Raw genomic sequence first — 13,716 nt, forward strand, 5'->3', positions numbered from 1 at the left:
GCGGTGCGGCGGCGCGTCACGCGGCCGGGTTCGACAGCGGCTGCGTGACCGGCTGGCCGTTCTCGTGGTAATAGCGGCCCGTATGCAGCGACGAAGGGCCGAGCCGCGCGTACTTGAACATCAGCATGATCTCGATGATGAACAGCACCGTGTAGAACAGCACGAAGCCGCCGATGCTCAGATACAGATCGCGCGGCGTCAGCGTCGACGCGGCCAGGTTGGTCGGCAGAATGCCCGCGATGCTCCACGGCTGGCGGCCCATTTCCGCGACGATCCAGCCAAGCTCGGCGGCGAGCCACGGCAACGGAATCGCCGCGACCGCCCAGCGCAGGAACCAGCGACGCTTTTCGAGCAGCAGCGTGCGCTGCGCACAGAACCAGAACGCGAGCACGAAGGTCGCGAGGAACAGCAGGCCAAGGCCGACCATCATGCGGAACGAGAAGAACAGCGGCAGCACCGGCGGGACTGTGCTTCTTGCCGCGGCGGCGATCTGGTCTGGCGTCGCGTCTGTCACGTTCGGCGTGAACTGCTTGAGCAGCAGGCCGTAGCCGAGATCTTCCTTGTACTGGTCGAACTCGGCATGCGCTTCGTCGCTCGAGTCGCCTCCCTTTAATCTCTGCAGCGCCGAATAAGCGAGCATGCCGTTCCTGATGCGCCCTTCGTTTTCGGCGATCAGATCGCGCAGACCGACCACGGGTTCGTCGAGCGAGCGAGTGGCGATAATGCCGAGTGCGTACGGCACACGGATCGCGTAGTCGGTGCGTTGCTCCTGCTGATTGGGAATGCCAAATACCGTGAACGGTGCCGGTGCGGGTGCGGTCTCCCATTCGGATTCGATCGCGGCGAGTTTGACTTGCTGAACTTCACCGGTGCGGTAGCCCGATTCGTCGCCGAGCACGATCACGCAGAGTGCCGACGCGAGGCCGAAGCCGGCGGCGATCGCGAACGAGCGCAGCGCGAACTCGGTGTCGCGGCGCTTGAGCAGATACCACGACGACACACCGAGCACGAACATCGCCGCGGTCACATAACCGGCCGACACCGTGTGCACGAACTTCACCTGTGCGACCGGGTTGAAAATCACCGGGCCGATGCTGTCGAGTTCCATGCGCATCGTCTGGTAGTTGAACGTCGCGCCGACCGGATTATTCATCCAGCCGTTGGCGACCAGAATCCACAGCGCCGACAGGTTCGAACCGAGCGCAACACAGAACGTGACAATCAGATGCTGGACTTTTGACAATCTGTTCCAGCCGAAAAAGAACAGGCCGACGAAGGTCGATTCGAGGAAGAACGCCATCAGCCCTTCGACGGCGAGCGGCACGCCGAAAATGTCGCCGACGTAATGCGAGTAATACGCCCAGTTGGTGCCGAACTGAAATTCGAGCGTGAGGCCGGTCGCGACGCCCATCGCAAAGTTGATGCCGAACAGCTTGCCCCAGAACTGGGTCATGTCCTTGTAGATCTGCTTGCCGGTCATCACGTAGACCGACTCCATGATCACGAGCAGCCAGGCGAGGCCGAGCGTGAGCGGCACGAACAGAAAGTGATAGAGCGCCGTGATGGCGAACTGGAAGCGCGACAGTTCTACGACTTCGCTAACGGGCATGTCGATCACCTCCAGTCGGATGCGGGGCAGGCACCGACAGCAGCGCCTGCGCGACCTGCTCAGGCGGCAGCACCATGTGCTCCGCCTGTGGATGATTGAAAAATGTGTACTTGAGCGCCATCAGTAGTGCGAACTTGATGGCGAGGATGATGGCGAGATCTCGCGCCAGCGTTGGACCGCGCACCCACCGGGTGAACCGGCCGCGCCAGCGCGATCGGAGTGTGCTGCTGCGATTGAGGGCTATGGTCATGATCGGTCGAAGACGACTTCACGCCGGTGAATCCGGCTGGATCCAGACGCCCTGGCCATCAGGCAGTCTGGCGAATGCATGCCGATTGCAGGAATCGAACCTCGCGCGCTCAGGATTAGCTCATGCGGCATCAAGTCGCGAAACTTGCCGCGTTTGTGCAGTATTGCTACCGGACTTGCGATACGTCAAGAAAGGTTACCGGCACCGCCTGACCGGGACGTAGGAGAGCCGAAGCGAATGTGCGGCCGCGAGGACGAAAGAAAGGACGCAAAAATGAAAAAGCCCCGCCGTCTTGCGAGGGCGGGGCTTGAGCGCGATCGGCGCCAGATGAGACGCTTTACGCGTATTCGGTCAGCGCGCCGCGCATCTTCTTCATGGCGCTGGCTTCGATCTGGCGGATACGTTCGGCCGACACACCGAACTCGTCGGCCAACTCATGCAGCGTCGAGCCGCCGGAGCCGTCGTCGGCCACCTTCAGCCAGCGTGCCTCGATGATGCGGCGGCTGCGCGGATCGAGCGCATCCAGCGCGCTCGCGATGCCGTCGCTTTGCAGCCGGTCGCGCTGACGCGAAGCCAGCACGGCGGTCGGCTCGCTGTGCGAGTCGGCCAGGTAGGCGATCGGCGCATACGACTCTTCACCGTCTTCGACCTGACCTTCGAGCGCGATGTCGCCGCCCGACAGACGCGTTTCCATCTCCGCGACCTCTTCCCGCTTCACGTTCAGTTCTCTGGCGAGACCGTCGATCTCGTCGGGCGTGAACGCGCCGAGACCCTGCTTATGGCTGCGCAGGTTGAAGAACAGCTTGCGCTGCGCCTTGGTGGTGGCGACCTTCACCATCCGCCAGTTCCGCAGGATGTATTCGTGGATCTCCGCCTTGATCCAGTGCATCGCGTACGACACGAGGCGCACGTTTTGCTCGGGGTCGAAGCGCTTGACCGCTTTCATCAGGCCGATGTTGCCTTCCTGGATCAGGTCGGCGTGCGGCAGCCCGTAACCGAGGTAATTGCGCGCGATGGACACGACGAGTCGCAGGTGCGACAAAACGAGGCGGCGTGCGGCCTCCAGATTGTCGTGTTCGCGCAATTCGGTGGCGAACTGGCGTTCTTCCGCCGGCGTCAGCATTGGAATCCGGTTGACCGCCTGGATGTAGGCGTCGATGTTGCCCAGTTGACCGGACAGCAGCGAGGAATGCGAAAGCGCCAATGCACCTGCCGGAGCGGCCTTAGCCGACGACGGGCTCAAAGTACTCGCAAGGGTCATTGCATGGCTCACTTGTGAAGCTCCTATGGAATCAGACAATAGCGTATTCAGTAAACGACTCCAGCGATGGATGTTAGCACTCTGATCTGCCGAGTGCTAACACTTAGAGGCCGTAGGGGCATCCTGGTTCCCAGAACGCTATTGAAGTTCACCCTCTAATAGCCATCATACGGCACTATTTGATCGCACGTTTGACCTGTACGAATTACCGTATCGAGCCCTATTTGTTGTCGAAATATGCCGATATTTTCCGAAGTTTGGCGAATGATTGCGTGATTGATGCATTGCTGTGGTGGTTTATTTTATTAAGATTTAACCTGAAATCAGAGGGCAGTTGCGCTTGATACTCGCCAGTACGGGTGCCGGATGAACAATGAGAACCTTGTTTCGCGTGGACTTACTCTAAACGGCACGCTTGCCATTCTGCTGTTGGGAGCTGCAATCGCGTGCAAGGCCGATCAGTTTGGCATGCAGATGGCCGTCGGCGCCGGCGATCATCACATCTGGAAGGTCGATCTCGGGATGGTCTGGGACCCGAACCTGACGTGGTGGCAGATCGGCGACTGGCATTTCGCGCTGATCGGCGAGGCGCACGTCGCGTGGTGGCACACCAATGAAGGAAACATTCACGACAACATCGGCGAGATCGGCGTGACGCCGGTGATCCGCTTCGTCAAGTCATCGGGTTCGGTGCGGCCCTTTATCGAGGTGGGGGCTGGCGTCAGGCTGCTGACCAGCCCGCGCATTTCTTCCGACTTCACGTTGGGCACCGCGTTCCAGTTCGCAAACATGGCGGGCGTCGGGCTGCAGTTCGGCGATCATCAGCGCTACGTGGTGGGCTACCGCTTTCAGCATGTTTCCAACGGCGGTATCAAAGAGCCGAATCCTGGTATAAATTTCAGCCAGCTATATTTGCAATATATCTTCTGACCGTGGCCGCCTGCGGCTCACGGTGTTCGAGGGACTGTGCAATGGCGGCAAAGGTTATCGAAGCGATTCGCGGGCTCGAGCGGGAGCGTTTTCGCGCGATGGTCGACGGCGACGGCCAGTCGCTCGACACGCTGCTCGCGGACAACGTCAGTTACGTCCATACGAACGGCAAACGCGAGACGAAGCGGCAGTTCATCGATGGAATCATCGCGGGGCGCCGCCGTTATCGGCAGATCGAGGTGCAGTCGCAGGACGTGTTGCCGGCCGGGCGCGAGACCTACGTGGTCACAGGCCGCGCGCTGATCGAGATGGAGGCGAACAACGGGGCGCTGCTGTTTCCGATTGCCTATACCGCGATTCATACGCACGAGGACGGGCAGTGGCGGCTGATTGCATGGCAGGCGACGCGTTGCGCGCTGGAGTGAGATTTTCTTTGTGCGGGCGCGCCTCGTGAGCGCGTCCGCGGCGCAAGCGGAATGCGGGGTGCGCACTCCGCCGCTGAAATCTCAACCCTCAGATCAGATTCACGCGGTCACGCATTCGTCAGCTTTATCGCGCCTGTTTGTGCCGTGCTCATCCGGGTCGCGAGCCTCGCGCGCGCCATGCATCGCTACATCTCCCCCATAGGGATGCCGCCCGGCCACCGGAATCCGTGTGCAGCTCTCCGCCACGCGTCTGATCGTTGCGAGATCCGAAAAGTCCAGACCGCTGTCGATGCCCATCGCGTCGAGATTCATCGCGAGCGTGACGAGATCGACGTTGCCGGTGCGCTCGCCGTTGCCGAACAGACAGCCTTCGATGCGATCCGCCCCCGCGAGCAGCGCGAGTTCCGCCGCGGCCACAGCAGTGCCCCGATCGTTGTGCGGATGCACCGACAGCACGATGCTGTCGCGATAACCGAGGTTGCGGTGCATCCATTCGATCTGGTCGGCGAACACGTTCGGCGTGGCCGCTTCGACGCTCGCCGGCAGGTTGACGATCATCTTGTGATCGCGCGTCGGCCGCCACGTCTGCGCGACGGCGTCGCACACCTCGCGCGCGAACGGCAGCTCGGTCATGTTGAAGGTCTCGGGCGAGTACTGGAAGGTCCAGCGCGTGGCCGGCCGCGCCTGCGCGTGCGCCTTGATCAGGCGCGTGCCTTCGACGGCGAGCGCCTTGATCTCATCCTTCGACTGGTTGAACACGATGCGCCGGAACGACGGGCAGAGCGCGTTATACAGGTGCACGATCGCGCGCGGCGCGCCTTCGAGTGCATCGAACGTGCGTTCGATCAGCTCCGCGCGCGACGGAACGAAGACTTCAATTGTGAAGTCGTCGGGAATACGCCGCTCGTCGATCAGCTTGCGCACGAAATCGAAATCCGTCTGCGACGCCGACGGAAAGCCGACTTCGATTTCCTTGAAGCCGATCGCGACCAGCATCTCGAAGTACTCGAGCTTCTGCGCGGCGTTCATCGGTTCGATCAGCGCCTGGTTGCCGTCGCGCAGGTCGGTGCTCATCCAGACGGGTGCGGCGTCGATCGTGCGACCCGGCCATTTGCGGCCGGTCAGCCGCACGGCGGGAAAGGGACGGTACTTTTCAGCGGGATTGCCCAACATGGTGAGATGCCTCATTCGTGGTGTCGTCGGCGGAGGAAGGGGCGTCGAGCGGTTGGCCGACTGCCACGCATGTACGTTGCGGATGCTGCCCGTGCAACGTGCATTTGATCCTCTCGCTTCGTCCGCGCGGTAAACGGACGAATGAAACGACGACTGGTTGTGGAGAACTACGACGGGGGTGAAGCGAAACTGCGGGAACAACAGGGAGGACCGCCGACGGCAACCGAAGCTGCCAGCGCGCGGCGCTACGCGTGACTTACGCCAGGCGTAGCGATAGTGGCCGCGCTAGGCGGCCGGAGATAATTCGGAGGGTGTTCGGAAGGGAACGCATGGGGCCAAATGTATGACGGTAGGCCTGGGTCTGTCAACCCGCGGCTGTCAGCCCGCCGTCTTCGCGATATCAACGATCAGCTCGACCTGCCGTTCGATCGCGCCAGGCACCGGCGCTTCGCCGCGCAGCACGGCGTCGATCCAGGCGGCCGTGGTCGCGGCGTCGCGCGCCTCGGGCAGTTCGACTTCAGGCGCATGGGGCGACGAGCGTTCGTGCGGCAGCCGCGTCTCGCAGATGCCGTCGTGCAGCCAGTCGACCTGGACCTGGCGGCGCGTATCGGCGACCGCCTCGCCTTCGGTGCCGCGCGCGAGCAGCGCGCCGCCGACAGCCGCATCGGGATGTGTCATGAACAACTGCGTGAGACTGTCGCGATACGGCGGATGCGTGTAGTTCACGAGTCGCAGTCCCGCGGGCGCGAATGGCTGCAGGAGCTTCACCAGTGTGTGCGTCGAATTGCGCACACCCATGCGCCGGCGCAGCGCAAGCAGGCGCGCGAGCTTGGGCGCGAGCACGTCGATTGATGCGAATGCGACGCGGCGCTCGGCGAGACCAGCTTCGATCTGCGCGTGTGACTGCGCATGGGCGATGCGCAGATGCGTGAAGATTTCCGCGCTCGTCACGCGACCCGGATCCTCGGTGACGCCGTGCACGAGCACCGGCACGCCTTCGCGGGCGAGCAGCAGCGCTAGCAGCGGCACGAGGTTCGGCTGCTTGCGAGCGCCGTTGTAAGACGGAATCGACACCGGCCGAAACCCGCCGTGCGGCAACCGCACCGGCTCGAACGACGTATGCGCGGCGGCCAGCATCGCGGCGAGCTCGTCGGCGGTTTCGCCTTTCACGCGATACGCGAGCAGCACCGCGCCAAGCTCGAGATCGTCGACGCGACCGTCGAGCATTGCGGTGTAGAGCTCGCGGGTGTCGCCGGCGGTCAGCGCGCGGGCGCCGTTCGGGCCGCGGCCGATTTCCTTGATGAATCGGGCGCAGGGGAAGGGGGGAATGGTATCGGTGAAGTCGGTCATCGGGCGCAAGAGGCGGGTGGCGTGCCGCGCTGGTCGGCTCGCAACGGCATTCGGGGAGCTATTCGGTGTGAGTATCGCATCTATCGCGAGCGGGCGAACGGGAACGAAGCGGGCACACCGTGACGCGCGACGGCCCGCCTGGCGCGCACCCGCGCCGTGCCGCGCGTTACACTCGATATTTTCTCGCCGCCTCGGCGGCGCCCATCGGACAACGGAGAACAGGATGAGTTACGTATTTGCACCCGCACCACAGGTCGCGGTGCCGGTCGTCGGGTCGAGCGAGCAGTTCGCGGTGCGGCGCATCTACTGCGTGGGGCGCAACTACGAGGCGCACGCGCGCGAAATGGGCCACGACCCGGACCGCGAACCGCCGTTCTTCTTCACGAAGCCTGCCGATGCGGTTGTCTATGTCGCGCCGGGCACGACCGGCGAATTCCCGTATCCGTCGCAGACGAAGAACGTCCACTTCGAAATGGAAATGGTCGCGGCGATCGGCAAGGGCGGCAAGGACATCTCCGTCGACAGCGCGCTCGACCACGTCTACGGCTACGCGCTCGGTCTTGATATGACGCGCCGCGACCTTCAGGGTGAAGCGAAAAAGATGGGACGTCCGTGGGATACCGCCAAGGGCTTCGATCACTCGGCGCCGCTCGGTCCGATCCATCCGGCCGCGACGGTTGATCACATCGGCAAGGGCGCGATCTGGCTGTCGGTGAACGGTGAGGACAAGCAGCGCGCGGATGTGTCGCAGCTGATCTGGTCGGTGGCGGAGACGATCGCGTATCTGTCGACGCTGTTCGAACTGCGGCCGGGCGACCTGATTTTCACCGGCACGCCGGAAGGCGTTGGCGCTGTCGTGCCGGGCGACCTGATGAAGGGCGGCGTGGACGGGCTCGGCGAGTTCAGTGTGCGCGTCGTCTGAGATGGCTTGGGGCAGGTGGAGGAGGCGGACAACATGAAGCTCTACAGCTATTTCCGTAGCTCGGCGTCGTATCGCGTGCGCATCGCACTGAATGTGAAGAACCTGCCGTACGACTACGTGCCCGTGCACCTCGTGCGCGACGGCGGTGAGCAGCTCAAGCCCGAGTATCGCAAGATCAACGCGGACGGCATCGTGCCGACGCTCATCGACGGCTCTCACGTGCTGCCGCAGTCGCTTGCGATCATCGAGTATCTGGAGGAGACGCATCCCGAGCCGCCGCTGCTGCCGAAGGCGCCGCTCGATCGCGCTTATGTGCGCTCCGTGGCACTGCAGGTCGCGTGCGAGATTCATCCGCTGAACAATCTGCGCGTGCTGCGGTATCTGAAGCACACGCTGTGTGTCGATGACGACGCGAAGGACTCGTGGTACCGGCATTGGATCGACGCCGGCTTCGCGACGCTGGAGACGCACCTGAAGGGCGACGCGCGCACCGGCAAGCTGTGTTTCGGCGACACACCGACACTCGCCGACGCGTGCCTGATCCCGCAGGTGTTCAACGCGCAGCGCTTCAAGGTCGACACGACAAAGTTTCCGACGATCCAGCGCATCTACGATCACGCGACGCAGCTCGATGCGTTCGCGCGCGCGGCGCCGGGCGTTCAGCCGGATACGGAGTGAGCACGTGACGGCGTGACCCGTTGACTGCTGCTTGAAACGGAAAAAGGGCACTCCGCGGAGTGCCCTTTTCCGTTGGTTCGCCGCGAGCGCCGCGGCAATCGCGCGATCAGCCGCCCAGCAGCGCGTCCGAAAACTCCTCCGCACTGAACGGCTGCAGATCCTCGACCTTTTCGCCGACGCCGATGAAATACACCGGAATCGGCCGTTGCCGCGCGATCGCCGCGAGAATGCCGCCTTTCGCGGTGCCGTCGAGCTTGGTGACGATCAGGCCGGTGAGGCCGAGCGCGTCGTCGAACGCCTTGACCTGCGAGAGCGCGTTCTGGCCGGTGTTCGCGTCGATCACGAGCAGCACTTCATGTGGCGCGCCGTCCTGCGCCTTGCCGATCACGCGCTTCACCTTGCGCAGCTCTTCCATCAGATGCAGCTGCGTGGGCAGACGGCCGGCCGTGTCGGCCATCATTACGTCGATTTTGCGCGCACGCGCGGCGCCGACCGCGTCGAAGATCACTGCGGCCGGATCGCCACTCTCCTGCGCGACCACGGTCACGTTGTTGCGCTGGCCCCAGACCGCGAGCTGCTCGCGCGCGGCGGCGCGGAACGTGTCGCCCGCGGCGAGCAGCACCGACTGGTCGTAGCTCTGCAGATGCTTCGCGAGCTTGCCGATGCTGGTGGTTTTGCCCGCGCCGTTGACGCCGGCGATCATCATCACGAGCGGTTGCGCGCGACCGAGCATCAGCGATTTTTCGAGCGGCTTCAGCAGTTCGACGAGCAGCGTGCGCAGCGCGGTCTTGACCTGTTGCGGGTCCGTCAGCCGCTCGTTGCGCACCTTCTCACGCAGCGATTCGAGCAGGAATTCGGTCGCCTCGACGCCGGCGTCCGACATCAGCAGCGCGGTTTCGAGTTCCTCGTACAGCTCCTCGTCGATCTTCGTGCCGACGAAGATGCCGGTCAGGTTCGAACTGGTTTTCGACAGGCCGCTCTTCAGGCGCGTGAGCCACGAGCGCTTCGCACCGGCGTCCTGCACGGGCGGCGGGACGATTTCGACGGTGTCGAGCGCGGCGTCTTGCGGCTCGGGCTGCGGTTCGATGATGGCCGGGGCCACAGGCGGAACGGCGGCCGCGGCAGGCGCGACGGGCGCGGCCTCAGGCGGTGCAGCGTCTTGCGCCGCAAGCGACTCGTCTGTGGCGGTATCGGACTCTTTCGAACCCTTGAATCGTTTGAAAAAGCTGAACATGATCTGGCGTATTGGAGAGCGCGCCGATGCGCGCAACCGGCACGGGACCGGCGAAGCGGAGGGCAGCGCCGGGATGCGAAAACGCGGGGCGCTGGCAGCCGCACATTTTATCAGGCGTGCCGGGGCGCGTCGTAGCGGCCGTTCGGCCGGGCTGGACGCGCGTCGCCCCTGTGGTAACGTGGGCGCTCCGGCCCGCGCGCGCCAACGCCGTGGGCGTGTTCAACACCTAGCTGAAACCGCACGATACTGCATGCCTCGTTTAGCACCTTCACGCGCCGCCGGCGCTTCGTCCAAAAGCGGCAAGCCGCATGCCATTCGCATCATCGGCGGCGACTGGAAACGCACGCCGTTGCCCGTGCTCGATCTGGACGGCTTGCGCCCGACGCCCGACCGCGTCCGCGAAACGCTGTTCAACTGGCTCGGCCAGCGTCTGGACGGCCAGCACTGCCTCGACCTGTTCGCCGGTAGCGGGGCTCTCGGTTTCGAGGCCGCGTCGCGCGGCGCCGCTCGCGTGCTGATGGTGGAGCGCAATGCGCGAGCCGCGGGCCAGTTGCGCGCCAATGAGCAGCGGCTGGATGCGCGCATGATCGAAATCGCCGAGGCGGACGGCTTGCGACTTGCGGCGAGTCTCGCGCCAGGCTCGTTCGACGTCGTATTCCTCGATCCGCCCTTCGATGCCAACCTGCTCGGCAAGGCGCTCGCGGTGAGCGTGCCGCTCGTGCGCGCCGGCGGCTATCTTTATGTCGAGGCTGGCGAAGCGCTCGACGCGGCCGCGCATGAGCCGCTCGCGGGCTGGGAGGTCGTACGGCAGGGCAAAGCGGGCGCTGTCCACTTTCATTTGCTGCAGCGCGAAAATAAGGAATAATGCGCGTTCCAAAAAAGGGCCGGGCGGTTTATCGTCACGCGCGGCCGGTGCCAAATGCGTCGCGTGGACGCTTTGACGTGCCCTTTTGTCTGAAGAGAGGAGAAGTCTCATGGTAGTCGCCGTGTACCCGGGCACGTTCGACCCGCTGACGCGCGGTCACGAAGACCTCGTTCGGCGCGCGTCGAGCATTTTCGACACGCTGGTGGTGGGGGTGGCCGACAGCCGCGCCAAGAAGCCGTTTTTCACGCTCCAGGAGCGCCTCGCCATCGCGCATGAGGTGCTCGGCCACTACCCGAACGTCCAGGTGATGAGCTTCAAGGGGCTGCTCAAGGACTTCGTGCGGACCAACAACGCGAGGGTGATTGTCAGAGGGTTGCGCGCGGTGTCGGACTTCGAATACGAGTTCCAGATGGCGGGTATGAACCGTTATTTGCTGCCCGACGTCGAGACGATGTTTATGACGCCGTCCGACCAGTACCAGTTCATCTCAGGCACGATCGTGCGCGAAATCGCGCAATTGGGCGGCGATGTCAGCAAGTTCGTGTTCCCGTCGGTCGAAAAATGGCTGAAGGAAAAAGTCGCCTCGCTGGATCCGCAGAACGGCGCTCAGGCGACATAAGCCTGAGCCGCCCGAACGGCCGGTTTCGACGGATCGGGACCGGCCGCGGCCGGCATAAGCTGGGAACTGTACGGCCTCGGCGATTGGCAACGGGTGCATCAGTTGGTTGTTCTAAGTAATGTGCTGGTACCGGAGAGGTCCAACGATTGCGTTACCGACAACTCGCGAAGCGGCGACATTGAGTGGCCCGCTGTCGGGGGAATTCTGCACGACCGCGCCGAAGATGGAAGGTTTATAATGTATTGTTTTTAAACGGGAAGTTGGTGAAAGCATGGCTCTGATGATTACCGACGAGTGCATCAATTGCGACGTCTGCGAGCCTGAGTGCCCGAACGACGCGATTTCGATGGGCCCGGAAATCTATGTGATCGACCCGAAGAAGTGCACCGAGTGCGTCGGTCATTTCGACGAGCCGCAGTGCATTCAGGTGTGTCCGGTGGAGTGCATCCCGCGTGACCCGAACCACCTGGAAACGCCTGAAGGATTGCTGGCGAAATATCACGCGTTGCAAGCAGCCAAGGGCGCCTGAAGTTCGCGGGTGGCGCGTAAAAGAAAACGGCGAAGACCTGCGGGCCTTCGCCGTTTTTTCTTGCGGCGGCGTTTCTGTTAGCCGACGTAAGCGTTGAAAATGCCGCGCAGCGCGTCGAGCAGGATCTCGCATTCGGCGTCGGTACCGACCGAGATCCGCAAATGTTGGTCAATGCGCGGTGCGTTGAAATGACGCACGAAAATCTCCTTCTCCCGCAGCCGCAATGCCAGTGTCGCCGCGTCGTACCCTTCATGTCGCGCGAACAGCAGATTCGCGGCCGACGGCACCACCTCGAAGCCGAGCGCGGTCAATTCTGCCGCGAGCCGTTCGCGGCTCGCGATTACCTTCGCGCAGCATTCGCGAAACCACGCGTCGTCTTCATAGGCGGCGGTGGCAGCGGCTTGCGCGAGGCGGTCGAGTGGGTACGAATTGAAGCTGTCCTTCACGCGATTGAGCGCATCGATCAGAGCGGCATCGCCAAACGCAAACCCGACGCGCATGCCGGCGAGCGAACGCGACTTCGACACGGTCTGCACGACGAGCAGATTCGGATAGCGGTCGATCAGCGCGATCGCCGACTCCGCACCGAAGTCGACATAGGCTTCGTCGATCACCACGACCGAATCGGGATGGCTCGCGACGAGGCGTTCGATCTCCGTGAGCGGCAGCGGCCGACCGGTCGGCGCGTTCGGATTCGGAAACAGGATGCCGCCATTGGGCACCGTGTAGTCGTCGATGTTGATCGCGAAGCTGTCGTCGAGCGGAATGGTCCGGTAGTCGACCTCGAAGAGCTTCGCGTAGGTCGGATAGAAGCTGTACGTAATGTCGGGAAACAGCAGCGGCTTGTCGTGCTTGAGCAAAGCCTGGAACGTCAGCGCGAGCACTTCGTCCGAGCCATTGCCCGCGAATACCTGCTCGGCACGGATGCCGTGATATGCGGCGACCGTTTTGCGCAGCTTGCGCGCGCTCGGATCGGGATAGCGGCGCAGCGTGTCGGCCGTGTCGCCAAGCTCGCGGCGGATCGCGTCGAGCACGCGCGGTGACGGCGGATACGGATTCTCGTTGGTGTTCAGCTTTACCGGATGCGCGAGCGCGGGCTGCTCTCCCGGCACGTACGGCGTCAGACGATGAACGATGTCGCTCCAATAGCGGCTCAAGCGATTCTCCTCGCGAGGTCGGTTGCGGGTGTCGATGGATGTGGCGCGCGTCAGCTGTTGTTGCGATGCAGCTGCATCATCGCGCGTTCGAGTTCGCCCTTGATGACCTGCGGCATCACCGCGAGCCCACGCTCGATCGACGCGTCGATGACCTCCTGCTCTTCGCGCCGGGGCGGCTTCAGCACATAGTTCGCGACGTCCGGCTTCGCGCCGGCGCGCGCGTTTTCGGGAATCAGGTCGCGCGGATGGCCGATGCCGATCCGCAGCCGCCAGTATTGCTGTGACGACAGATGCGCGCTGATATCCTTCAGTCCATTATGCCCGCCGCTGCCGCCGCCGAGTTTCAGCTTGACGCTGCCGGGCGGCATGTCGAGCTCGTCGTGCGCGACGAGGATCTCGTCGGGAAGAATCTTGAAGAACTGCGCGAGCGCGACGACCGATTGGCCCGAGCGATTCATATAGGTCTGCGGCTCGAGCAGATGCACTTCCTCGCCATGCAACCGCGCCTTCGCGTAAAAGCCGTGGAAGCGCCGCTCGTCGCGCAGCGTCGTGCCTGCCTCGCGCGCGAGTTGATCGACCAGCCAGAAGCCGGCGTTGTGACGCGTCGCGGTGTATTCGGCGCCCGGATTGCCGAGCCCGACGATCAGCTTGATCATGATTGGGTGAGTCCACCAGGTCCGGAAGTGAAACGCAGCCGGACTAATAAAGAAAGGC

14 protein-coding genes and 1 pseudogene are annotated in these 13,716 nt (G+C 63.4%); 7 read left to right on the forward strand and 8 right to left on the reverse strand.

Annotated elements, in window-relative coordinates:
• Positions 1-16 precede the first annotated feature (16 nt).
• The 3 genes from L0U81_RS01780 to rpoH form a co-directional block, all read right to left on the reverse strand.
• On the reverse strand, positions 17-1,609 hold the full coding sequence (locus tag L0U81_RS01780; protein ID WP_233799883.1) for a cytochrome ubiquinol oxidase subunit I: 1,593 nt from the start codon (positions 1,607-1,609) through the stop codon (positions 17-19).
• Positions 1,599-1,859 carry a cytochrome oxidase putative small subunit CydP gene (gene cydP, locus L0U81_RS01785; protein WP_233799884.1) on the reverse strand — a complete coding sequence of 87 codons (261 nt, stop codon included), beginning with the start codon at positions 1,857-1,859 and terminating at the stop codon, positions 1,599-1,601. The genes L0U81_RS01780 and cydP overlap by 11 nt, the downstream gene beginning before the upstream one ends.
• A gap of 337 nt (positions 1,860-2,196) precedes the next feature.
• Positions 2,197-3,132: an RNA polymerase sigma factor RpoH gene (gene rpoH / locus L0U81_RS01790; RefSeq protein ID WP_233799885.1), complete on the reverse strand. Its 936-nt coding sequence runs from the start codon at positions 3,130-3,132 to the stop codon at positions 2,197-2,199.
• Between the two features lie 354 nt (positions 3,133-3,486).
• Here rpoH and L0U81_RS01795 point away from each other — a divergent pair, with 354 nt between their 5' ends.
• Together L0U81_RS01795 and L0U81_RS01800 are read left to right on the forward strand one after the other, a co-directional pair.
• Complete coding sequence (locus L0U81_RS01795; protein ID WP_233799886.1) at positions 3,487-4,050, forward strand: acyloxyacyl hydrolase; 564 nt, start codon at positions 3,487-3,489, stop codon at positions 4,048-4,050.
• Between the two features lie 41 nt (positions 4,051-4,091).
• The gene (locus L0U81_RS01800) at positions 4,092-4,475 is read left to right on the forward strand and encodes a nuclear transport factor 2 family protein (protein ID WP_233799887.1); all 384 of its coding nucleotides are present in this window, start codon (positions 4,092-4,094) and stop codon (positions 4,473-4,475) included.
• A gap of 186 nt (positions 4,476-4,661) precedes the next feature.
• Here L0U81_RS01800 and L0U81_RS01805 read toward each other — a convergent pair.
• Both L0U81_RS01805 and ybiB read right to left on the reverse strand, forming a co-directional pair.
• Positions 4,662-5,648: pseudogene (locus L0U81_RS01805) on the reverse strand (2-isopropylmalate synthase); the annotation flags it as partial.
• 378 nt (positions 5,649-6,026) lie between these two features.
• Positions 6,027-6,998, reverse strand: coding sequence for a DNA-binding protein YbiB (ybiB, locus tag L0U81_RS01810; RefSeq protein ID WP_233799888.1), 972 nt, complete (start codon positions 6,996-6,998; stop codon positions 6,027-6,029).
• A gap of 223 nt (positions 6,999-7,221) precedes the next feature.
• Between ybiB and L0U81_RS01815 the strand changes: the two genes are divergently transcribed.
• Together L0U81_RS01815 and maiA are read left to right on the forward strand one after the other, a co-directional pair.
• Complete coding sequence (locus tag L0U81_RS01815; protein WP_233799889.1) at positions 7,222-7,920, forward strand: fumarylacetoacetate hydrolase family protein; 699 nt, start codon at positions 7,222-7,224, stop codon at positions 7,918-7,920.
• A gap of 33 nt (positions 7,921-7,953) precedes the next feature.
• On the forward strand, positions 7,954-8,598 hold the full coding sequence (maiA, locus tag L0U81_RS01820; protein WP_233799890.1) for a maleylacetoacetate isomerase: 645 nt from the start codon (positions 7,954-7,956) through the stop codon (positions 8,596-8,598).
• A 106-nt stretch (positions 8,599-8,704) separates the two neighbouring features.
• Here the strand turns inward: maiA and ftsY are convergent, their stop codons facing one another.
• The gene (gene ftsY / locus L0U81_RS01825; protein WP_233799891.1) at positions 8,705-9,832 is read right to left on the reverse strand and encodes a signal recognition particle-docking protein FtsY; all 1,128 of its coding nucleotides are present in this window, start codon (positions 9,830-9,832) and stop codon (positions 8,705-8,707) included.
• A gap of 250 nt (positions 9,833-10,082) precedes the next feature.
• On the opposite strand from ftsY, the gene rsmD reads away from it, so the two are divergent.
• The 3 genes from rsmD (at position 10,083) to L0U81_RS01840 (ending at position 11,845) form a co-directional block, all read left to right on the forward strand.
• Complete coding sequence (rsmD, locus tag L0U81_RS01830) at positions 10,083-10,697, forward strand: 16S rRNA (guanine(966)-N(2))-methyltransferase RsmD (protein WP_233799892.1); 615 nt, start codon at positions 10,083-10,085, stop codon at positions 10,695-10,697.
• 109 nt (positions 10,698-10,806) lie between these two features.
• Entirely contained in the window at positions 10,807-11,316 is a 510-nt protein-coding gene (gene coaD / locus L0U81_RS01835; RefSeq protein ID WP_233799893.1) for a pantetheine-phosphate adenylyltransferase, read from the forward strand.
• Between the two features lie 271 nt (positions 11,317-11,587).
• Entirely contained in the window at positions 11,588-11,845 is a 258-nt protein-coding gene (locus tag L0U81_RS01840) for a YfhL family 4Fe-4S dicluster ferredoxin (RefSeq protein WP_233799894.1), read from the forward strand.
• A 77-nt stretch (positions 11,846-11,922) separates the two neighbouring features.
• Here the strand turns inward: L0U81_RS01840 and hisC are convergent, their stop codons facing one another.
• Positions 11,923-13,002, reverse strand: a complete 1,080-nt coding sequence (gene hisC / locus L0U81_RS01845) for a histidinol-phosphate transaminase (protein WP_233799895.1) — start codon at positions 13,000-13,002, stop codon at positions 11,923-11,925.
• Positions 13,003-13,052: 50 nt separating this feature from the next.
• Entirely contained in the window at positions 13,053-13,658 is a 606-nt protein-coding gene (gene pth / locus L0U81_RS01850; RefSeq protein ID WP_233799896.1) for an aminoacyl-tRNA hydrolase, read from the reverse strand.
• Between the last annotated feature and the right edge of the window lie 58 nt (positions 13,659-13,716).

The organism is Paraburkholderia sp. HP33-1, assembly GCF_021390595.1.
Lineage (GTDB): Bacteria > Pseudomonadota > Gammaproteobacteria > Burkholderiales > Burkholderiaceae > Paraburkholderia.